General features: G+C 51.3%; 15 protein-coding genes and 1 tRNA gene. 9 read left to right on the top strand and 7 right to left on the bottom strand.

Annotated elements, in window-relative coordinates:
- Positions 1-140 precede the first annotated feature (140 nt).
- From EDI29_RS12625 to ligB, 3 genes are all read right to left on the bottom strand, one after another.
- Positions 141-217: transfer RNA gene (locus EDI29_RS12625), tRNA-Pro, on the bottom strand.
- Between the two features lie 131 nt (positions 218-348).
- Entirely contained in the window at positions 349-2,028 is a 1,680-nt protein-coding gene (eptB, locus tag EDI29_RS12620) for a kdo(2)-lipid A phosphoethanolamine 7''-transferase (protein WP_137741151.1), read from the bottom strand.
- 254 nt (positions 2,029-2,282) lie between these two features.
- A complete protein-coding gene (gene ligB / locus EDI29_RS12615; RefSeq protein WP_137741150.1) occupies positions 2,283-3,974 on the bottom strand; it encodes an NAD-dependent DNA ligase LigB in 1,692 nt (563 codons plus the stop codon).
- A gap of 319 nt (positions 3,975-4,293) precedes the next feature.
- Here ligB and gmk point away from each other — a divergent pair, with 319 nt between their 5' ends.
- The 7 genes from gmk (at position 4,294) to EDI29_RS12580 (ending at position 13,670) form a co-directional block, all read left to right on the top strand.
- The gene (gene gmk / locus EDI29_RS12610) at positions 4,294-4,917 is read left to right on the top strand and encodes a guanylate kinase (protein WP_107169346.1); all 624 of its coding nucleotides are present in this window, start codon (positions 4,294-4,296) and stop codon (positions 4,915-4,917) included.
- A 53-nt stretch (positions 4,918-4,970) separates the two neighbouring features.
- Entirely contained in the window at positions 4,971-5,246 is a 276-nt protein-coding gene (rpoZ, locus tag EDI29_RS12605) for a DNA-directed RNA polymerase subunit omega (protein ID WP_005968230.1), read from the top strand.
- Positions 5,247-5,264: 18 nt separating this feature from the next.
- Positions 5,265-7,364, top strand: coding sequence for a bifunctional GTP diphosphokinase/guanosine-3',5'-bis pyrophosphate 3'-pyrophosphohydrolase (gene spoT, locus EDI29_RS12600; protein WP_137741149.1), 2,100 nt, complete (start codon positions 5,265-5,267; stop codon positions 7,362-7,364).
- A 5-nt stretch (positions 7,365-7,369) separates the two neighbouring features.
- A complete protein-coding gene (trmH, locus tag EDI29_RS12595; RefSeq protein ID WP_137741148.1) occupies positions 7,370-8,062 on the top strand; it encodes a tRNA (guanosine(18)-2'-O)-methyltransferase TrmH in 693 nt (230 codons plus the stop codon).
- A complete protein-coding gene (recG, locus tag EDI29_RS12590) occupies positions 8,062-10,143 on the top strand; it encodes an ATP-dependent DNA helicase RecG (RefSeq protein WP_137741147.1) in 2,082 nt (693 codons plus the stop codon). Before trmH ends, recG begins: the two co-directional genes overlap by 1 nt.
- A gap of 289 nt (positions 10,144-10,432) precedes the next feature.
- Positions 10,433-11,821 (top strand): nucleobase:cation symporter-2 family protein, encoded by a 1,389-nt coding sequence (locus EDI29_RS12585; RefSeq protein ID WP_137741146.1) that lies wholly within the window; start codon positions 10,433-10,435, stop codon positions 11,819-11,821.
- A gap of 157 nt (positions 11,822-11,978) precedes the next feature.
- Positions 11,979-13,670: an AsmA family protein gene (locus tag EDI29_RS12580; protein ID WP_137741145.1), complete on the top strand. Its 1,692-nt coding sequence runs from the start codon at positions 11,979-11,981 to the stop codon at positions 13,668-13,670.
- Positions 13,671-13,833: 163 nt separating this feature from the next.
- Here the strand turns inward: EDI29_RS12580 and fabY are convergent, their stop codons facing one another.
- From fabY to typA, 4 genes are all read right to left on the bottom strand, one after another.
- The gene (gene fabY, locus EDI29_RS12575; RefSeq protein WP_137741144.1) at positions 13,834-14,775 is read right to left on the bottom strand and encodes a fatty acid biosynthesis protein FabY; all 942 of its coding nucleotides are present in this window, start codon (positions 14,773-14,775) and stop codon (positions 13,834-13,836) included.
- An 87-nt stretch (positions 14,776-14,862) separates the two neighbouring features.
- The gene (gene dtd / locus EDI29_RS12570) at positions 14,863-15,300 is read right to left on the bottom strand and encodes a D-aminoacyl-tRNA deacylase (RefSeq protein ID WP_137741143.1); all 438 of its coding nucleotides are present in this window, start codon (positions 15,298-15,300) and stop codon (positions 14,863-14,865) included.
- Positions 15,301-15,364: 64 nt separating this feature from the next.
- Positions 15,365-15,976, bottom strand: coding sequence for a glucose-1-phosphatase (gene yihX / locus EDI29_RS12565; RefSeq protein WP_137741142.1), 612 nt, complete (start codon positions 15,974-15,976; stop codon positions 15,365-15,367).
- A 161-nt stretch (positions 15,977-16,137) separates the two neighbouring features.
- On the bottom strand, positions 16,138-17,961 hold the full coding sequence (gene typA / locus EDI29_RS12560; protein WP_010298147.1) for a ribosome-dependent GTPase TypA: 1,824 nt from the start codon (positions 17,959-17,961) through the stop codon (positions 16,138-16,140).
- Between the two features lie 369 nt (positions 17,962-18,330).
- On the opposite strand from typA, the gene glnA reads away from it, so the two are divergent.
- Both glnA and glnL read left to right on the top strand, forming a co-directional pair.
- Positions 18,331-19,740 (top strand): glutamate--ammonia ligase, encoded by a 1,410-nt coding sequence (gene glnA, locus EDI29_RS12555; RefSeq protein ID WP_107169360.1) that lies wholly within the window; start codon positions 18,331-18,333, stop codon positions 19,738-19,740.
- A gap of 200 nt (positions 19,741-19,940) precedes the next feature.
- On the top strand, positions 19,941-20,990 hold the full coding sequence (glnL, locus tag EDI29_RS12550; protein ID WP_005968247.1) for a nitrogen regulation protein NR(II): 1,050 nt from the start codon (positions 19,941-19,943) through the stop codon (positions 20,988-20,990).
- The last annotated feature ends 3 nt before the right edge of the window (positions 20,991-20,993 follow it).

Below are 20,993 nucleotides of genomic sequence, written 5' to 3'. Positions count from 1 at the left end.
TTTATAAAGGATAACGTTCACAATCGACTATTTTTTAAACGAAAGCGTTCTTAAAACGAGACTATTTTTAAACAAATAGTGTGTATAGACGATGATTGAAACGGGAGAAAAACTAAGAATGATTTACTGAGGAAGTGTGTTGGTCGGCGAGAGAGGATTCGAACCTCCGACCCACTGGTCCCAAACCAGTTGCGCTACCAAGCTGCGCTACTCGCCGAATGCGGGCGCATATTACTGCTACCTCATTGAAGCGTCAATCCCTTTTTCACAAAAGGATTCCGGCTGCCGTTAAAGTATCCATCTCTTGTATTTACAGCCTGAAACTGACGTCCTTGTCCGTGATTCATATCAATTAGCAGGTCTCTGACACCAGTTATTCTTAGGATTAATACCGCCGTCAGGCGACGTGTATCCCAAACATCCAAGAATCGTATCAAACAACTCTTCATGGCGATGTGTTTTACCAACGCGCTGCTGGGTTTTCAACTGCTCAAACGCATGTAAGTTATCGGTGTCAGCCAGAAATTTATCCGATGTCCACACCAGCATCGGTGAACGGAACTGCTCAGGTGGCGCCATCTGACGCGGCGTGCCGTGCAAATGGTAGTTATCATCAATAGATTCACCGTGATCGGAGGCATAAAACACGATCGCTTTCTTGTCCCGAACCTGATCGATCACGCTATCAATAAAGCTATCGGTATAGAGCACACTGTTGTCAAAAGCATTAATCAACTGCTCACGCGAACAGGAAGCATCAACGCCCATACACTCAGGCTGATAATGTGCATAGCTACGGGGATATCGCATGGAGTACAGGTAGTGAGAGCCTTTGGTATGCAACACAATCAGGTGTTTACCTTGAGGGTAGCGTGCCAGCGACTCCTTGACCTCATCAACGAGCAACATATCCTGCACCGATTTGCCGTCATTCTGTTTCTCTGACGCGATCATTTCTCGGAAGGAATAGTTATTCGCCTCAATGCTATTGTAAAACCACACCTCACTTTGCATCGCAAACAGTTCGGAGGTAAAGCCCAGCTCTTTCATTACGGCAAAGACGTTCTGTTCTTTTAGCGTTCGCTGCGGGTTGTCTTCCGTACCGCCTTCTCGCACAAACATACAGCGCATGGAAAGTTTGGTTGAGGTATCACACGATTGGCCACGGAATGCGACCAGATTTTTTTCTTTTGATAACTTCGGTGTCGTATCTCGCTCGTAGCCTAACAGCCCCATATGATCCCAACGGGTTGTTTCACCAATAATGAAAACCACGTAAGTATCATCAATACCTTTCGGCGGGACATAGGTAAAGTGCTGAGCGGGGTCGAAAAGATTGGAGGAATCCTGACTCTCGTCATACTTGGTGTATGCAAATAACCCTAACGCGGATAACCAGTTAGAAGGCAAATACGAGTGAGCCACAACGCCGCCATAACTAGGTAAATCCACATTGGATTCTCGTTCAGACACCGACTGAGCCTTGTCCATATAGCGAAGTGGCATCCACACGAGTGCAACGACAGCGACAAGAACCAAAAGAGGAATCAAACGCTTCCCTGGCGATTTAAGTTGTTCGATCAACGTATCGCGCAGCGAGTTCTTCCAGATCAGAAATAATGGCAGCGCACTCACCACTAGCATCCACAGGAAAAAACGAAAGCCAATAACTTCTTTAGAAAGATCAATATCCGTGGTCATGACTGCTGCAACAATCCCATAGCCAATCACGACATTGAAAAACGTCATGTAATAGCTAGCGGAAACGGAAATCAACACCAAAATAGAAGCGATAATCCGATAAAAACGGCGTCCCCCAAGTGAAATAATTCTCATCAGGAAAAAGGTGAATAAGATACTTGCTGTCAATTCGACAAGAGCGGGAATAAGCGTTGGAATCTGGCTGCCAGCAGAGAGTGAAAAATAATCAAATCGGCGGTAATACACTGAGGTATTGAGAAAAAGACCAATATAGATTGCCAGGACAAACGATAACTTGGGTTGCGAAAAAGATGCTACAAACTTCATTATGACAAGTGCTCCAACAAACCTTTCTTATTATCTGAAGATATACGACAACATCCCTATGCCTGAGTTCAACGAAAATAATCAGACGCTCAGGCTTTTTTATATCGCAAAACAGCAAATAGGCTTAGACCGTTAATGAGTAAAGATTACTTATAATTAAGTGAAGGAAACAGGAAAAAACTGTTCTTTTATGTGAATGAATCCACGAAAAAATAAACTACGTGACCCAACATGTTCTAAGAAAATATGATCAATTATTGATATATACCCTCGCGACGCAATCGGGCAATGAACTCAACAACGATGGGGTGATTCAGGAACGCCATAATTTCTTCTGCACGCCGCTCTCCAATGCCCGAAAACTGTCGCCACTGCTGTATCGTCCGTTGCTGTAACGCCAGCCAATCCACATGATCCAATGCGCTCATCGCTGAGCGGGGAACAGGAATACCCAACGCAAGTAACCAGCGAGATAACGGCTCCTGCCGTGCCGACTGTAAGCTCGTATAGATATCTCGTGCCCGTTTCACCCCGATGCCATTAACTGCGCTAAGCTGTGTCTCTGTCAGAGATAACCACGCCAGTACATCCCCCAGTAAATTATGTTGCATCAAGCGCAACCACATCCCGTCACGCATGCCCACCAGATTTAAACCGTGCTCCCCACTCAGCCAGACTAAGCGCGCCAGAAATTGCTGCTGACACACTGCGCTATAGCGAAAACAGCTAAAAGCATGGAAATCATGTTCACTGGGCGGGGTTATAGCTGGCCGCTCAGTGCCACGCCATACCACATTATCCAGACGCGGAATCCCCTGCCCCGCCAGGCTGACACTAACTCTATCGCCGGGCAACACATCCCATTGTTTCCAACGAGACAGAGAACCCACATTCACTCGACTGACCGATTTATCATCCAGTTTCAGAGGGTTAAGTTTTAATACCACGGCGATCTTACCCGTCCGCCCGACAGAAAATGCCACATCGGTGACTTCCGCAACCTGATGAACGGGCGGATATTTCCACGCTATCGCCCAGTCGGCCGACGTGTTACGCCAATAACGGCCTTGCGGTTCTTTAGTCTGGCGGATAACCACGCCATCTGTCACGAAGGGCAACGGGCTGCTATACCAGTAGTGACGCCATTTCTCTGCATCGGCGAATGACCCAATGGCATGGGTATACTCCGCTACCATGGCAAATCCCATTTCCTGCAATTTTTTCAGACGTTCTGGCATCGTCTTTGGGCCATCCGGCCATTCCCAGACAAACAAGCCAATCTGCGACAACACGGGAGATGGCTGATGACGACGCATTTCACCCGCCACGACTGAACGTGCATTAACTCCCCCCTGAGTACGCTGTCGATGATTGGTCATCTTTAGGAAAAGCTCTCCTTGTAATACTAACGAGGAAGGTGCTTCGGTTAGTAAATGAGGGACTCCCGGAATCAGACGAACTTTTTCAGTCCAGTCTTCGCCTTGCAGGCCATTACCCCGGCTAACCGCGGACACGAGCTTGCCGTGCTGATAGACCAACGTGACAGCCACACCATCAACTTTTGGCTGAACCCATAAATCCTTACGCTGTGCGATCCAGTACACCAATTGCTCGCGGTCGGACAATTTTTTCAACCCCGTATGGGCAACAGGATGACGTTGCTTGCCATTATCGGGTAAGCAGGCAGAAATCGCATTTTGAGGCTGAAAGCAGCCAACCCACTGGTTTAACTGCTCCCTCAGTTGATCATAAACATCATCTGCTACTGGGCTTTTCCCTTCGATGTAATACACGTCATCCCACCGTGCTAACTGCTGACGCAATGCAGTAATTTCTTTGTTCGAACGCGTGTTATCCCAAGCGGGACAGGCTTCAGCCGCAGCCGAAAAACCACTGATGCCCCCAACAACGCTGATGATCAAAAAAGTGCAAATCCTGAGCCACATAGTCCCTCCTGCCATCCAGTAGCGAATGGCCGCAGTACATAGCAACAAAGGGGAAAATACGAGGCCGAAAAAGGAGAAATGCCAAACGCGCCGCAAGATGATTTATCGTTTACAACACTGGTAAAAAAGACAGGAACGCGCGTCGCAATCTCAAAAAGACACGTTGGCAAAAGATTTGCCCAATGGCATAACGGAAAAACAATCCGCGGAGAATTTATCACAGCGCGACTGATGACATATTGGCGTGTATAATGCGGGGATATGCACATGTTCCTGCTGCATATCAACATCCACCATCGTAACGTAAATAAACTTCATTATGGCTCAAGGCACGTTATATATCGTTTCTGCTCCCAGTGGAGCCGGGAAATCCAGCCTGATTCAGGCATTATTAAAAACTCAGCCGCTTTACGACACTCAGGTCTCGATTTCGCATACCACACGAGCGAAGCGGCCGGGAGAAAACCACGGCGAACACTATTTTTTCGTCGAAGTCGATGAATTCAAGCGTATGATTCAGGATAGTGAGTTTCTGGAACATGCTGAAGTCTTCGGTAATTACTACGGTACATCCCGACCTGCAATTGAACAGGTATTAGCGACAGGTGTTGATGTTTTTCTGGACATCGATTGGCAAGGTGCCAAGCAAATTCGCGCCCAAATGCCGCTCGCGCGCAGTATTTTCATCCTGCCACCGTCAAAAGAAGAGTTGGCTCGCCGTCTGCGTGGCCGTGGACAAGACAGTGACGAGGTTATTGCCCGCCGTATGTCTCAGGCGGTGGCTGAAATGACGCACTACGGCGAGTATGATTACCTGATTGTGAATGATGATTTCGATCTGGCACTGCTCGATCTGAAAACCATTATTCGCGCCGAACGTCTGCGTTTGAGCAGACAACAGGTTCGGCATGATGCATTAATCACCAAACTATTGGCAGACTGACGCCTCTTTCAGTATGATGCCCAGTCATTTTATTTCCTGTGGAGTAGCACATTATGGCACGCGTAACTGTTCAAGACGCTGTAGAGAAAATTGGTAACCGTTTTGACCTGGTGTTGGTCGCTGCTCGTCGCGCCCGTCAAATCCAGACTGGCGGCAAAGATCCGTTGGTTCCTGAAGAAAACGATAAGTACACTGTGATCGCACTGCGTGAGATCGAAGAAGGTCTGATCAACAACCAAATTCTGGATGTTCGTGACCGTCAGGAACAGCAAGAGCAGGAAGCCGCAGAGATTCAAGCGGTAACCGCAATTGCTGAAGGCCGCCGTTAATCACACCACGAGTCGCCCTTGTACATTTTTGAAAGCCTTAATCTGCTGATTCAACGTTATCTTCCCGAAGATCAGATCAAACGTTTACAGCAGGCTTACTTGGTTGCACGTGATGCTCACGAGGGGCAGACTCGCTCCAGCGGTGAACCCTATATCACACACCCTGTTGCCGTCGCCTGCATTCTGGCGGAGATGCGTCTCGATTACGAAACGCTGATGGCAGCACTGCTGCATGATGTCATAGAGGACACCCCCGCCACCTATCAGGATATGGAACAGCTTTTTGGTAAAAGCGTTGCTGAACTGGTAGAGGGCGTATCCAAGCTGGACAAACTGAAGTTCCGCGATAAGAAAGAAGCGCAGGCTGAAAACTTTCGCAAAATGATCATGGCGATGGTGCAGGATATTCGCGTCATTCTGATCAAACTTGCAGACCGTACCCATAACATGCGCACGCTGGGTTCATTACGCCCAGACAAACGTCGCCGCATTGCCCGTGAAACGCTGGAAATATACAGCCCATTGGCACACCGTCTGGGTATCCATCACCTCAAAACCGAGCTGGAAGAGCTGGGGTTTGAAGCGCTGTATCCGAACCGCTATCGCGTAATTAAAGAGGTCGTTAAGGCCGCACGCGGTAACCGCAAGGAAATGATTCAGAAAATCCTGTCGGAAATCGAAGGTCGTTTGACAGAAGCAGGGATTGCCTGCCGCGTCAGCGGTCGCGAAAAGCACCTGTACTCCATCTACTGCAAAATGCACCTGAAAGAGCAGCGTTTTCACTCCATTATGGATATTTACGCGTTTCGGGTCATCGTCAAAGAATTGGACACGTGCTATCGCGTGCTTGGTCAGGTTCACAGCCTGTATAAGCCGCGCCCGGGTCGGGTGAAAGATTATATCGCCATTCCTAAAGCCAACGGCTATCAATCACTGCATACCTCTCTGATTGGCCCGCACGGCGTGCCGGTCGAAGTGCAAATTCGCACCGACGACATGGATCAAATGGCGGAAATGGGTGTGGCTGCGCACTGGGCTTATAAAGAAGGCGAGAGCAGCACCACCGCTCAAGTACGCGCACAGCGCTGGATGCAAAGCCTGCTGGAACTCCAGCAAAGCGCCGGTAGCTCGTTTGAATTTATCGAAAGCGTTAAGTCCGATCTCTTCCCTGACGAGATGTACGTCTTTACGCCGGAAGGCCGCATTGTGGAACTCCCCGCTGGCGCGACGCCTGTCGATTTCGCCTACGCGGTGCACACCGATATTGGCCACGCCTGCGTCGGCGCACGTGTTGACCGTCAGCCTTACCCGCTGTCACAGTCGCTCACCAGTGGCCAAACCGTTGAAATCATTACCGCACCGGGTGCCAGACCGAATGCCGCCTGGCTTAACTTTGTGGTGAGCTCCAGAGCGCGTTCCAAAATCCGCCAGATGCTGAAAAACCTCAAGCGTGATGATTCCGTAAGTCTCGGACGCCGTTTACTAAACCACGCATTAGGCAACGGTCGCAAACTCTCCGATATCCCTGAAAAGTCGATTCAGCTTGAGCTTGAGCGCATGAAGCTCGCGACGCTGGACGATCTGATGGCGGAAATTGGTATGGGTAATGCCATGAGCGTCGTCGTGGCAAAAAATCTGCTGAATGAGCAATCTGAGCTGGGAACCACCGGGTTGCGCAAATTGCCAATCAAAGGCGCAGATGGCGTCATGATCTCATTTGCCAAATGCTGCCGCCCCATCCCAGGCGATCCGATTATTGCCCATGTCAGCCCCGGTAAAGGGCTAGTGATTCACCATGAATCCTGCCGCAACATTCGCGGCTATCAGAAAGAACCTGAGAAATTCATGGCGGTAGAGTGGGATAAGGTGACAGAACAAGAGTTCATCGCCGAAATCAAAGTAGATATGTTCAACCATCAGGGCGCACTGGCCAATCTGACGGCAGCGATTAACGCCGCGAACTCCAATATTCAGAGCATCAATACGGAAGAGAGGGACGGCCGCGTATACAGTGCCTTTATCCGTCTCACTACCCTTGATCGCGTTCATTTGGCTAATATTATGCGTAAAATTCGCGTAATGCCGGATGTCATCAAAGTTAACCGTAACCGAAATTAATCGTCATGACACCTCAACGTTATGCACGCATAAAAGAAATGCTCAACTGCCGTCAGCCCGATCTGACGATTTGCATGGAGCAGGTGCATAAACCGCATAATATTTCTGCCGTGATCCGCACTGCGGATGCTGTCGGCGTACATCAAGTTCATGCAATTTGGCCCACCAGCCGAATGAAAACGCTGGTTTCCTCCGCTGCGGGCAGTAATAGTTGGGTAGAAGTTAAAACCCATCGCACCATACATGATGCGGTCGGCCATCTGAAGGATGAAGGGATGCAGGTTCTGGCGACCAATTTGTCTGAACATGCAGTCGATTTTCGGGAAATTGATTACACCCTACCGACCTGTATTCTGCTCGGACAAGAAAAAACCGGAATTACTGCCGAAGCGCTCAAACTAGCCGATCGGGACATCATCATTCCGATGACCGGCATGGTGCAGTCGCTGAATGTCTCCGTGGCCTCAGCGTTGATCCTGTATGAAGCCCAACGCCAACGCCAGATCGCCGGTATGTATCAGCGTGAAGACAGCCCGTTGAATGAAGAAGAGCAGCAGCGCCTGCTGTTTGAAGGGGGCTATCCGGTACTGGCGCGCGTCGCAAAACGTAAAGGACTACCTCGCCCTTATATTGACCATCAAGGTCAGATTGTAGCGGATACCCCGTGGTGGGCCGCGATGCAATCGTCGGAGTGTTGATGAAAGGCCGCCTGCTAAACACCCAACCGCTGAGCACACTTGCCGGCGTGGGTGCCAGTCAGGCAGCAAAACTCGCCCGACTCGGATTGGAAACCGTGCAGGATCTCCTGCTGCATTTGCCTTTACGCTACGAAGACCGTACGCATCTTTACCCGATTGGCGACCTCCTTCCCGGCATGTATGCCACCGTGGAAGGTGAAATCCTACGCAACGACATCACCTTTGGCAGCCGCCGTATGTTGACCTGCCAAATCAGCGACGGCAGCGGCATGCTGACCATGCGCTTCTTCAATTTCAGCGCCGCGATGAAAAACAGCCTCGCACCGGGACAGCGCGTTACCGCTTATGGCGAAATCAAGCGCGGTAAAATCGGTGCGGAGATCATCCATCCTGAATATCGTGTTCAGGGGGATAGTACGCAGGTCGAGCTACAGGAATCACTCACGCCGGTTTACCCCTCCACAGAGGGCGTTCGTCAGGCCACGCTCCGTAAACTTACCGATCAGGCGCTAGAGCTACTCACCGCAAACCACATCGATGAATTACTGCCTGAATCACTGAGCCGATCGCTCATTAGCCTACCGGACGCGCTGCGCACGTTACATCGTCCCCCACCGGATATGCAGCTCAGCGAGCTTGAGCATGGGAAACACCCAGCGCAGCAGCGGCTGATTATGGAAGAATTGCTGGCGCATAACCTGAGCATGCTTGCCGTGCGAGCAGGGGAACAGCGCCATAAAGCGTCGCCGCTACCAGCTAAAGACAGCTTGAAACAGCAACTGCTCTCCGCCCTACCGTTCACTCCCACGCAGGCACAAGATCGTGTCGTGGCGGAGATCGAAACGGATATGGCGAAAGATTTCCCGATGATGCGTCTGGTACAGGGTGATGTGGGCTCAGGGAAAACGCTGGTCGCCGCGCTGGCCGCATTACGTGCTATTGCCAATGGCAAGCAGGTCGCGCTAATGGCACCAACAGAGCTATTGGCCGAGCAGCACGCTCATAACTTCCGTCAGTGGTTCGAACCATTAGGGCTTGAAGTCGGCTGGCTGGCTGGCAAACAAAAAGGAAAAGCGCGTCAGGCACAGCAGGACGCTATCGCTAGCGGTCAGGTTTCCATGGTTGTCGGAACCCACGCCATTTTTCAGCAACAGGTGAAATTCAATGGGCTGGCCTTGGTCATCATTGACGAACAGCATCGCTTTGGCGTTCATCAACGCCTTGCGCTGTGGGAAAAAGGCGAAGAACAAGGCTTTCATCCTCATCAACTGATTATGACCGCCACCCCCATTCCCCGTACGCTAGCGATGACAGCTTATGCCGACCTGGATACCTCGGTTATTGATGAGCTACCGCCAGGCAGAACCCCTGTCACCACGGTCGCCATACCAGATTCACGCCGCAGCGACATCATCGAACGCGTGAGTAGCGCCTGTCAGCAGGAAGGTAGGCAGGCTTATTGGGTCTGTACGCTGATTGAAGAATCCGACCTCTTGGAAGCACAGGCAGCGGAAGCTACCTGCGAAGAGCTGAAGGCTGCTCTGCCGAATCTCAAGGTTGGGTTGGTTCACGGTCGTATGAAAGCGCAGGAAAAGCAGGCGGTGATGCAAGCCTTCAAACAGGGCGAGCTACAACTGCTGGTGGCGACCACCGTCATCGAGGTCGGGGTGGATGTACCGAATGCCAGCCTGATGATTATTGAGAACCCGGAGCGTCTGGGTCTGGCGCAACTGCACCAATTACGTGGGCGTGTCGGGCGCGGTGCAGTGGCATCTCACTGCGTGCTGCTCTACAAAACGCCAATGAGCAAGACGGCACAGAAACGGCTTCAGGTTCTACGCGATAGCAATGACGGCTTTATCATCGCCCAGCGCGATCTGGAAATTCGTGGGCCGGGGGAATTGTTAGGTACGCGGCAGACAGGTAATGCCGCGTTCAAAGTAGCCGATCTCCTGCGCGACCGGGATTTGATCCCACAGGTACACCGCGTTGCCCGCCATCTGCATGAGCACTATCCCGAACATGCCATTGCGCTCATCGAACGCTGGCTACCCGAGCGCGCACGCTACACCAACGCCTAATCGCAGCAGCGCTTCTTCATTTTTTAAAACTATACACTAAATAATTCAAGTTGCAGGAAGGCGGCAAGCGAAGGAATCCCGATGAGCTTACTCAAGTAAGTGATTCGGGTGATTGAACGCGGCCAACGCACATGCAGCTTGAAGTATGACGGGTATATCCCCTTAAATAATAAGGCCTTGCTTATAAGGCAAAAATTCATACCGAAAAGATGCGTTAGCAAACGTTTGCTTTCGACAAAGAGATCATTAAAATGCGCTCTTTGTCGTTTCAGGAACGCCAACTTACATCATGACCACCACCACGGAAACATCCCAAACAGAAGCCGCTGCCGCCCCTCAGCGCAGTGAACTCATCTATCGTCTTGAAGACAGGCCGCCGCTGCCGCAAACGTTGTTTGCCGCCAGTCAGCATCTGCTTGCCATGTTTGTTGCGGTGATTACCCCCGCGCTACTGATCTGTCAGGCATTAGGTTTACCCGCTCAGGATACGCAGCGCATCATCAGTATGTCGCTTTTCGCTTCCGGCTTGGCCTCTATTCTCCAAATTAAAACCTGGGGTCCCGTTGGTTCTGGTCTGCTGTCTATTCAGGGCACCAGCTTTAACTTCGTGACGCCGCTGATTATGGGTGGACTGGCCTTGAAAAACGGTGGGGCGGATGTTCCCACGATGATGGCAGCACTGTTCGGTACGCTGATGGTTGCTTCCTTCACTGAAATCATTCTTTCGCGCTTCCTGCATTTAACCCGTCGCATCATTACCCCGCTGGTTTCCGGCATTGTGGTGATGATCATTGGTCTGTCGCTGATTCAGGTCGGCCTGACCTCTATCGGCGGCGGCTATGCCGCAATGGGTAATAACACCTTTGGTGCGCCTAAGAACTTATTGCTGGCAGGTGTGGTGTTGCTGGTGATTATTCTGCTGAACCGCCAGCGTAACCCCTACCTGCGCGTCGCCTCACTGGTGATTGCCATGGCGGTGGGTTATCTGGGTGCCTGGCTAATGGGTATGCTGCCGGAAAACACATCCTCGCAACACGATACGGCCATCATGGTGCCCACGCCGCTGTATTACGGTTTAGGCTTTGACTGGAATCTGTTGATTCCGCTGATGCTGGTCTTCATGGTCACATCGTTAGAAACCATCGGTGATATCACCGCGACCTCCGACGTTTCTGAGCAGCCCGTCAAAGGCCCGCTGTACATGAAACGCTTGAAAGGCGGTGTGCTGGCAAACGGTCTGAACTCTTGCCTGTCCGCTGTATTCAATACCTTCCCGAACTCGTGCTTCGGCCAGAATAACGGCGTCATCCAGCTTACCGGGGTTGCCAGCCGCTATGTGGGTTTCGTGGTTTCGCTGATGCTGATCGCACTGGGGCTGTTCCCTGCCGTCAGCGGATTTGTGCAGCATATTCCAGAGCCCGTTCTGGGCGGCGCCACTATCGTAATGTTTGGTACGATCGCCGCTTCAGGTGTGCGCATTGTGTCCCGCGAGCCGCTGAACCGTCGCGCTATCATGATTATTGCGCTGTCGCTGGCCGTTGGCCTTGGCGTATCGCAACAGCCGCTGATTCTGCAATTCGCGCCAGATTGGATTAAAACGTTACTGTCTTCCGGTATTGCTGCTGGCGGGATTACCGCAATCGTGCTGAATATGGTCTTCCCACACGAAGAAAAATAGCGCCAGTACGCAATAATTTCTGTTCAGTTCATGTAAAAGCGAGCGGTGATGCAACACCGCTCGCTTTTTACTGTCTGTAACAGCATTACCTATTGAGCCTTCAGGGAAATTGCGGCATAAGAACAGTTCTCCCTGACGATTGGCATGGACTGACACGATGAAATTTATCGGGAAATTATTGCTGACCCTACTGCTGCTGGCCTTTTTAGCGCTCGTGGTCGTATATGTATTACTGCAAACCAGTTGGGCGGCAGGCTGGGTAAGCAATTGGATAAACCAAAACACCGACTACCAGTTGTCACTGGGCAAAATCAATCATGACTGGTCAACTGCCGATCATATTCAACTCACTGACGTCAGTTTTGGCCAGAAAAACCAGCCGCCAACCCTTACTGCAAAGCAGGTTTCCGCAGGGTTTAGCGTGCGTCAAATTACCGAGCCGCGCCATTTTTCCAGCCTGGAATTGGAAGGCGGTACGCTGAACCTTTCCTCACAGGCGGCCACACTCCCTATCGAAGCCGATGTGCTACAGCTGCGTACCATGGCACTACAGGCAAAAGACGGCGATTGGCGCTTGAATGGTCAACAGATCAACGGCGGAATGATGCCGTGGCAGCCCGAGGCGGGTTATCTACTGGGCAAACAGGGGCAGTTCCAGCTCAGCGCCCGTTCACTCGAACTCAATGATATTCCTGCCAGTCAGGTATTAGTGCAGGGTCAAATCAATCATAACCAGTTGATTTTGAGCAATTTCGGTGCCGATGTTGCTCAGGGGCAGCTAACGGGCAACGCCAGCCGCGCGGAAGACGGCAGTTGGCAGATCGGTAACCTCAGACTCAGCAATGTCCGTTTGCAAACACAGAGAACGCCGGAAGCCTTCTGGCAGCCCGTCACTGAATTGCCTTCGGTTACGGTTAATCGTTTTGACCTGATTGATGCCCGTATTGAAGGGCCGGGATGGGCATTTATCGATCTTGACGTCGCCCTACAAAATGTCACGTTTAAGCAGAATGATTGGCAGAGCGAAGGGGGAACTCTGTCGTTCAATGCGACCGATATTGTGAACGGCAATATGCACCTTATTGACCCTATCGTGAACCTGGATTTGTCTCCGGCGGGCGTTAACATCAAGCAATTTTCTACCCGTTGGGAAGGCGGTTTACTGCGAACCAACGGCAACTGGCAGCGGAGCAATCGCCGTTTACAGCTGAATGAATTTGTTGTCGCCGGGATGGAGTACACGCTCCCCAGTGACTGGCGTCAACGCTGGCAAGCGACACTGCCATCCTGGCTGGCAGAGGTGAATGTGCAAAAATTCACGGCGAATCGCAACCTGCTGATCGATATCAACCCGGATTTCCCCTTCCAGCTAACCGCATTGGATGGCTACGGCAGTAATTTGCTGCTGGCTCGCAATCACCAATGGGGAGTATGGACAGGATCGTTGAATCTTAATGCCAGTGACGCGACGTTCAATAAAGTCGATGTTCGCCGCCCTTCTCTGGCGTTGGTAGCCGATGATAACCAGCTCGCCATTAATGAACTCAGTGCATTTACGCAAAATGGCATGCTGGATGCTAAAGCAACCATCAATCAACAACCCGCACGCAACTTTTCCCTATCGCTGACAGGGCGCGCCGTACCGCTGGACGTTCTGACACGTTGGGGATGGCCAGAACCCGCAACCGCACCGACGGGCAACACCAATCTGCAATTGCAGTTGAATGGGCGGCTTGCCGCTGATACGCCGCTGAAGCCAACCCTAAGCGGTACGCTGCAAGGCGTGGATAGCAACGACCATCCTATCAGGCAGCAAATGCATCAGGGAACGGTGACGGAAACGCCATAAATATTACGTTTTCAAAGACGTGCAAAAGCATCCATAGCGTCATAACATTATGAAAAATAGGATAAACCCCGTGAAAACCACGGGGTTACTCTGACAGGGTACTGCGGGATAGCGCGAAGCGTGATGTACGGATGGGAAGAACGTCATAAGGCTCCGTAACGGGTTAATCGACTTCCGATCCCCCCTTTTCCAATGGCGCATCCGGCTGAGCAGGCAGCACAATATAAACGCCTTCAAATAACGCGCCTTTATTGTCATCACCAAAGAGCTCGACGTTTAACTGCACGCGAGCTTTACGTCCACGCGCAAGGCGATCCAAATCGCCACTCAGCGAGCCTAAATCAGCAACCGCGCTCGGCCGACCACTCACCGGCGCGCTGTAGCGGATGTGTGCGTCCGCCAGAATAATGGTTCCACCAAGGTGCCGTTCACGCAACAACAACCAGATTAATCCCCAACCGGTGAGCGTAGCGAGAGAAAACATGCTGCCAGCAAAAAGCGTGTGGTGTGGGTTCTGATTACCCGCTTCAGGCATGGTGGTGATAAATTTTTTGCCAGTGTATTGGCTTATCCTCACCCCCATTTTTTCACTCAGAGGGATGTGCTCATACCAGGCCTGTTGCAACTGCCCGCACCAGTCAGGACGGTGTAAAATATCATCCAGCGTCGCCACTGGTTTGATCATCAGGAAGTGACGCACTGGCGTCGTTTGTGGCGCGGTGATTTCCCCCTGATTAACAAAGCCCAGCTTGGAGAAGAAATCCATTGCATCTTCACGGGCGCTACAGACTACGCGCTTGACGCTTTCCTGACGTGCTACAGACTCCAGGGTAATCGCAAGCAGTGTTCCTAACCCTTTCCCCCGCAGGTCGGGATGAACGGCTAAAAAGCGGATTGCCGCCTCATTATCGGCATTGATAGAAAGACGCCCAATCGCGACCAGCTTCCCCTGCTCATCAACCACCGTTTGGTGATGTGCCAGCGCGTCATAGGCATCGCGCTCGGAGCCTAGCGGCTGGTGTAGGGGTTTACGCAGCATTTCCCAGCGAAATTGATAGTACGCATCCAGTTCTTCCGCGCTTTCAGGTACTCTCAGATGATACATAGCCCTTCCTCTAGCCAATGATGCTTTATTGCACCCTGGTTCATAAGATCTCAAACGACTAACAAACGGATACACGGAACAACAGCGTTATGTCTGTAGCCAGAATGTCACCGGGCCGTCATTCACCAATGCCACTTTCATATCCGCCGCAAATTGCCCCGTTTCCGTGTGAACACCTTGTTCACGACACCGTCCAACAAAATACTGATAGAGGCGATCGGCCTCTGAAGGATGTGCACCGCGAGAAAATCCAGGTCGCATACCACGCTGCGTATCGGCCACCAGCGTAAACTGGGAAACCACCAGCACATTGCCGCCAGCCTGACACACATTGAGGTTCATTTTCCCGTCATCGTCACCGAAAATCCGGTAGCCCAACACGCGCTCGCAAAGTCGTGTGGCTTTTTGTTCGTCATCACCCTGCTCAACACCCAGCAATATCAGTAAACCCTTATCGATTTCCCCAATGATATTACCTTCTACCGTAACGCTGGCGCTGGAAACCCGCTGAATTAGCGCAATCATAAAACCCAACTACTCCCGATATTATCATTCCCAATAGGGGCTGTGTCCGCCCCTGTAATATAAATCATGCTTTGGCCGTCGTTGTCTGCATCGCGAAAAAGTCTGGAACCACGTGACGATCGGTCACCAGAATGCTGTGAATTCCCAAGCTTTGTGCGGCATCGACATTTGCAGAATTATCGTCAAAAAACACGGCCTGCGCAGGAGGAACGCCTTCCTCTGTCAGGACATAGTGATAAATCGCCAATTCAGGCTTACGTAATCCAATATCTTGCGACAGATAGATCCTGTCGGCTGCCGTCGCCACTTCTGGGAATAGCGCAGGCCAGTGTGAACAGTGGAGGCGATTGGTATTCGACAGAATCACCACGCGGTGCCCTTCCTGACGCAAACGCTGCATGATGTCGATAACCTCAAGACGCAATGCGACAAAAATAGCCTGCCAGCCAGCGGTGAATTGCTCAAAGCTCAGAGCGATGCCCATTTCCTGACACAATCTGGTGGCAAATTCCTCATCGCTAATTTCGCCCCGCTCATGCTGTTCAAACGCTTCGCCCATGACAAAGCGCTCTTGCAGCGTCGCGAGCGGCGCGCTGCTCAGATTACTCCAGACGCCCAATACCCTTTTGAAATCAATATCAATGACGACATTACCCAAATCAAAGATATACAGCATGGCAGCCACCTCCTGACGTAATCGTAGGATTTTCACTGTAGCGGGAAATGGCGGAACTGAACAGGGAGGAAATATAAGGAAAGGTTAAAGTGGAAGAAAGCGCATAAAATTCAGGGCACCCGAAGGTGCCCTGTTGCGTGACAAGACAAATCCGTCTGAAATTAGACGTCTTTGCTGCCGCGGCTCGCGCGTTTACGATCGTTTTCGGTCAGGTGACGCTTACGAATACGAATAGACTGCGGCGTAACTTCAACCAGTTCGTCATCATCAATGAACTCCAGCGCTTGTTCCAGAGACATTTTGATCGCCGGAACCAGCGTGGTCGCTTCATCGGTACCTGATGCACGCATGTTGGTCAGTTTCTTACCGGTCAGACAGTTTACCGTCAGATCGTTAGAACGTGAGTGAATACCGATGATCTGGCCTTCATACACTTCTGCACCGTGTCCGAGGAACAGCTTACCGCGATCTTGCAGGCTAAACAGTGCAAACGCGACCGCTTTACCCTGACCGTTAGAGATCAGTACGCCGTTCTGACGCTGGCCGATTTCACCCGGACGCACGTCATCGTAGTGGCTGAACGTGGAGTACAGCAGACCTGTACCTGACGTCATGGTCATGAATTCGGTACGGAAACCGATCAGGCCGCGAGCAGGGATCAGGTAATCCAGACGGATACGACCCTTGCCATCTGGGATCATGTCTTTCACATCACCTTTACGTTCACCCATGGCTTGCATGACTGAACCCTGGTGCTGCTCTTCGATGTCCAGCGTCACGTTTTCAAACGGCTCTTGGTTACGGCCATCGATAACGCGGTTGATAACTTTCGGACGTGATACAGCCAGTTCGAAGCCTTCACGACGCATGTTTTCGATCAGAACGGACAGGTGCAATTCACCACGGCCAGAAACGCGGAACGCATCGGCGTCTTCGGTTTCATCAACGCGCAGGGCAACGTTGTGCACCAGCTCTTTGTTCAGACGCTCCAGAATCTGGCGCGACGTCACATACTTACCTTCTTTACCGCAGAATGGTGAAGTATTGACGTTGAAGAACATGGTAACGGTTGGTTCATCGACGCTCAGTGCTGGTAGCGCTTCGACATTCTGCGGATCGCAGATAGTGTCGGAAATGTTCAGCTCGCCCAGACCGGTGATCGCGATGATATCGCCTGCTTCCGCTTCAGTCGCATCGATACGCTCCAGACCCAGATGAGTCAGAACTTTACCGACTTTACCGTTACGGGTTTTGCCTTCGCTATCAACAATAGTGACTTGTTGGTTAGGTTTAACTTTACCGCGCTTGATACGGCCGATGCCGATAACGCCAACATAGTTGTTGTAGTCCAGCTGAGAGATCTGCATCTGGAACGGCGCATCCATCTCAACCTGAGGCGGAGAAACGTGATCGACAATCGCCTGATACAGCGGAGTCATATCTTCCGCCATGTCGGTATGGTCGAGACCCGCGATACCATTCAGCGCAGAAGCATAAATGATCGGGAAATCCAGCTGCTCGTCAGTCGCATCCAGGTTCACGAACAGGTCGAATACCTGATCGACAACCCAGTCAGGACGCGCACCAGGACGGTCAACTTTGTTGATAACCACAATGGGTTTCAGACCGTTGGCAAACGCTTTTTTGGTCACGAAACGAGTTTGCGGCATCGGGCCATCCATCGCATCAACAACCAGCAGTACCGAGTCAACCATCGACATAACACGCTCAACCTCGCCGCCGAAGTCGGCGTGTCCCGGGGTATCTACGATGTTAATACGGTAGTCTTTCCAATTAATGGCGGTATTTTTTGCGAGGATAGTAATTCCACGCTCTTTCTCCAAATCGTTGGAGTCCATTACACGCTCAGTTGCTTCGACACGTTCACCGAACGTTCCGGATTGTTGCAACAGTTTGTCAACCAGGGTGGTTTTCCCATGGTCAACGTGCGCAATAATGGCGATGTTACGCAAATTTTCGATCACAGCTTTGCCTCAGGCATTTAGAAATAGCGCGCTATTGTACACGTATTAATCGAGGGACTAAACAAGATCACAAGCATCTATGATAAACAACCTAGAGCTGCCTGCTTTGTGATCCCTTTCACGGTGCAAAAGCGCTACAAGCGAACATGAATGCACTAAATAAGTGCAATAATTCACATATGGAGCACCATTTTGGTGCTTTAGACTATAATGGTGCAGTGGGTTTACGTGAGAAAGCCCCAAGGGGCAACACATTGCACGAATTTAAAAAGTTGGCACACTTTTAGCTTTAGTCTACTCACGGCAACAACATCAATCCACAACGATATTCGTTCCACGACGATAAATGACCAATCGGGAGAACCAAGTATGTCCGCAGAACATGTTTTGACGATGCTGAATGAGCACGAAGTGAAGTTTGTTGATTTACGCTTCACGGATACTAAAGGTAAAGAGCAGCACGTCACCATTCCGGCTCATCAAGTCAATGCCGACTTCTTCGAAGAAGGTAAAATGTTTGATGGTTCCTCGATTGGCGGCTGGAAAGGTATTAACGAATCAGACATGGTTCTGATGCCGGATGCCAGCACCGCGATGATCGATCCGTTCTTCGAAGATTCTACGCTGATCATTCGTTGTGACATCCTCGAGCCAGGCACCATGCAGGGCTATGACCGCGACCCGCGTTCTATCGCGAAACGTGCGGAAGATTTCCTGCGTTCTTCTGGCATTGCCGACACCGTACTGTTCGGGCCAGAGCCAGAATTCTTCCTGTTTGATGACATCCGTTTCGGCAGCAGCACGTCCGGCTCCCACGTTGCTATCGATGATATCGAAGCTTACTGGAACTCCGGTAAAGAATACGAAGGCGGTAACAAAGGTCACCGTCCAGGTCTGAAAGGCGGCTACTTCCCAGTTCCACCTGTCGACTCAGCGCAGGACATCCGTTCTGCTATGTGTTTGACCATGGAGCAAATGGGTCTGGTTGTTGAAGCTCACCACCACGAAGTAGCTACTGCTGGTCAGAACGAAGTGGCTACCCGCTTCAACACTATGACCAAAAAAGCGGACGAAATTCAGATCTACAAATATGTCGTGCATAACGTGGCTCACGCCTACGGTAAAACGGCAACCTTCATGCCAAAACCTATGTTCGGTGATAACGGTTCTGGTATGCACTGCCATATGTCTCTGTCTAAAGACGGTACTAACCTGTTCGCTGGCGACAAATACGGCGGCCTGTCTGAACTGGCTCTGTTCTACATCGGCGGTGTTATCAAGCACGCTAAAGCCATCAACGCCTTGGCGAACCCAACCACTAACTCATACAAGCGTCTGGTCCCAGGCTATGAAGCCCCTGTAATGCTGGCTTACTCTGCCCGTAACCGTTCTGCTTCAATCCGTATCCCAGTGGTTGCTAGCCCGAAAGCTCGTCGTATCGAAGCGCGCTTCCCTGACCCAGCAGCTAACCCATACCTGTGCTTCGCTGCACTGCTGATGGCTGGCCTTGACGGCATCATCAACAAAATCCACCCTGGCGATGCAATGGACAAAAACCTGTACGACCTGCCGCCGGAAGAAGAAGCAGAGATTCCAAAAGTTGCAGGTTCTCTGGACGAGGCCTTGGCTGCACTGAACGAAGATCGCGAGTTCCTGACCCGTGGTGGCGTGTTCACTGACGACGCTATCGAAGCGTATATCGAACTGCGTAAATCTGAGATTGACCGCGTTCGTATGACGCCGCACCCAGTTGAGTTCGAACTGTACTACAGCGTTTAATCTCTACCTCGGCGTGGTTGGGTGTGCTGATACCCGACCGTGACCGATAACCAACAGAATACTAAGAAGTTTGTTTTTGTTGCCGTGGAAACGCTTCAGCCCATCTTCGGATGGGCTTTTTTCACCACCGGCATTGGCCGTTGCGACGTAACATCCATCATCCACACTAAATGCACCATGCTGGTGCGGGAGTCTGCGTTATGGCAACAGGCACGCTGCCCGATGCTGGGCAGATCCTAAATTCCCTGATAAATAGCATCTTATTGCTGGATAACGATCTGGCGATTCACTATTCCAACCCGGCAGCACAGCAATTACTGGCACAAAGCTCGCGTAAATTATCTGGCACACCGCTGCCCGATTTGCTGGGATATTTTTCTCTAAATATCGATTTACTGCGTGAAAGTCTGGATTCAGGGCAAGGTTTTACGGATAACGAAGTCACCCTCGTCGTGGATGGCAAAGCGCACATCATGTCGCTCACCGCTCAGCGGGTACAAAACGATTTTATCTTACTGGAAATGGCGCCGATGGATAATCAGCGCCGTCTCAGTCAGGAACAGCTTCAACATGCACAACAGCAGGCCGCTCGTGATTTGGTCCGAGGCCTGGCGCATGAGATAAAAAATCCGCTTGGCGGATTACGCGGAGCCGCGCAGTTGCTTGCCAAAGCGCTGCCCGATCCAGCATTGACGGAATACACCAAGGTCATTATTGAGCAGGCGGATCGCCTGCGTAATCTGGTTGATCGCCTGCTTGGGCCACAGCAGCCCGGTCTGCACGTCACCCAAAGCATCCATCAGGTCGCCGAACGCGTTTGCCAGCTTGTTTCGCTGGAGAAGCCAGACAACGTGACGCTGGTAAAAGATTATGATCCTAGCCTGCCTGAGTTAACGCACGACCCCGATCAGATTGAACAGGTACTGCTGAATATTACCCGCAATGCATTACAGGCTCTGGGTGAGGAAGGCGGAACGATTACGATACGTACCCGCACGGCTTTTCAGCTTACCTTGCACGGCGTGCGCTACCGCCTCGCCGCCCGTATTGATGTGGAAGATGACGGCCCCGGCGTACCCGCTCAACTACAGGACACCCTGTTTTACCCGATGGTAAGCGGACGCGAAGGGGGAACCGGTTTAGGGCTTTCTATCGCCCGCAGTCTTATCGATCAGCATTCCGGTAAAATTGAATTTAACAGTTGGCCAGGACACACCGAATTCTCGGTTTACCTGCCCATTCGCCAGTGAGGT

The organism is Pectobacterium polonicum, assembly GCF_005497185.1.
GTDB lineage: Bacteria > Pseudomonadota > Gammaproteobacteria > Enterobacterales > Enterobacteriaceae > Pectobacterium > Pectobacterium polonicum.
Note: the sequence above shows the minus strand (reverse complement) of the source record. Positions and strands in the feature narration are given on the sequence as shown.

Coding starts and splice junctions, on each gene's coding strand:
- eptB (WP_137741151.1), bottom strand. CDS start 2,028: ATGAAGTTTGTAGCATCTTTTTCGCAACCCAAGTTATCGTTTGTCCTG.
- ligB (WP_137741150.1), bottom strand. CDS start 3,974: ATGTGGCTCAGGATTTGCACTTTTTTGATCATCAGCGTTGTTGGGGGC.
- gmk (WP_107169346.1), top strand. CDS start 4,294: ATGGCTCAAGGCACGTTATATATCGTTTCTGCTCCCAGTGGAGCCGGG.
- rpoZ (WP_005968230.1), top strand. CDS start 4,971: ATGGCACGCGTAACTGTTCAAGACGCTGTAGAGAAAATTGGTAACCGT.
- trmH (WP_137741148.1), top strand. CDS start 7,370: ATGACACCTCAACGTTATGCACGCATAAAAGAAATGCTCAACTGCCGT.
- recG (WP_137741147.1), top strand. CDS start 8,062: ATGAAAGGCCGCCTGCTAAACACCCAACCGCTGAGCACACTTGCCGGC.
- EDI29_RS12585 (WP_137741146.1), top strand. CDS start 10,433: ATGACCACCACCACGGAAACATCCCAAACAGAAGCCGCTGCCGCCCCT.
- EDI29_RS12580 (WP_137741145.1), top strand. CDS start 11,979: ATGAAATTTATCGGGAAATTATTGCTGACCCTACTGCTGCTGGCCTTT.
- fabY (WP_137741144.1), bottom strand. CDS start 14,775: ATGTATCATCTGAGAGTACCTGAAAGCGCGGAAGAACTGGATGCGTAC.
- dtd (WP_137741143.1), bottom strand. CDS start 15,300: ATGATTGCGCTAATTCAGCGGGTTTCCAGCGCCAGCGTTACGGTAGAA.
- yihX (WP_137741142.1), bottom strand. CDS start 15,976: ATGCTGTATATCTTTGATTTGGGTAATGTCGTCATTGATATTGATTTC.
- glnA (WP_107169360.1), top strand. CDS start 18,331: ATGTCCGCAGAACATGTTTTGACGATGCTGAATGAGCACGAAGTGAAG.
- glnL (WP_005968247.1), top strand. CDS start 19,941: ATGGCAACAGGCACGCTGCCCGATGCTGGGCAGATCCTAAATTCCCTG.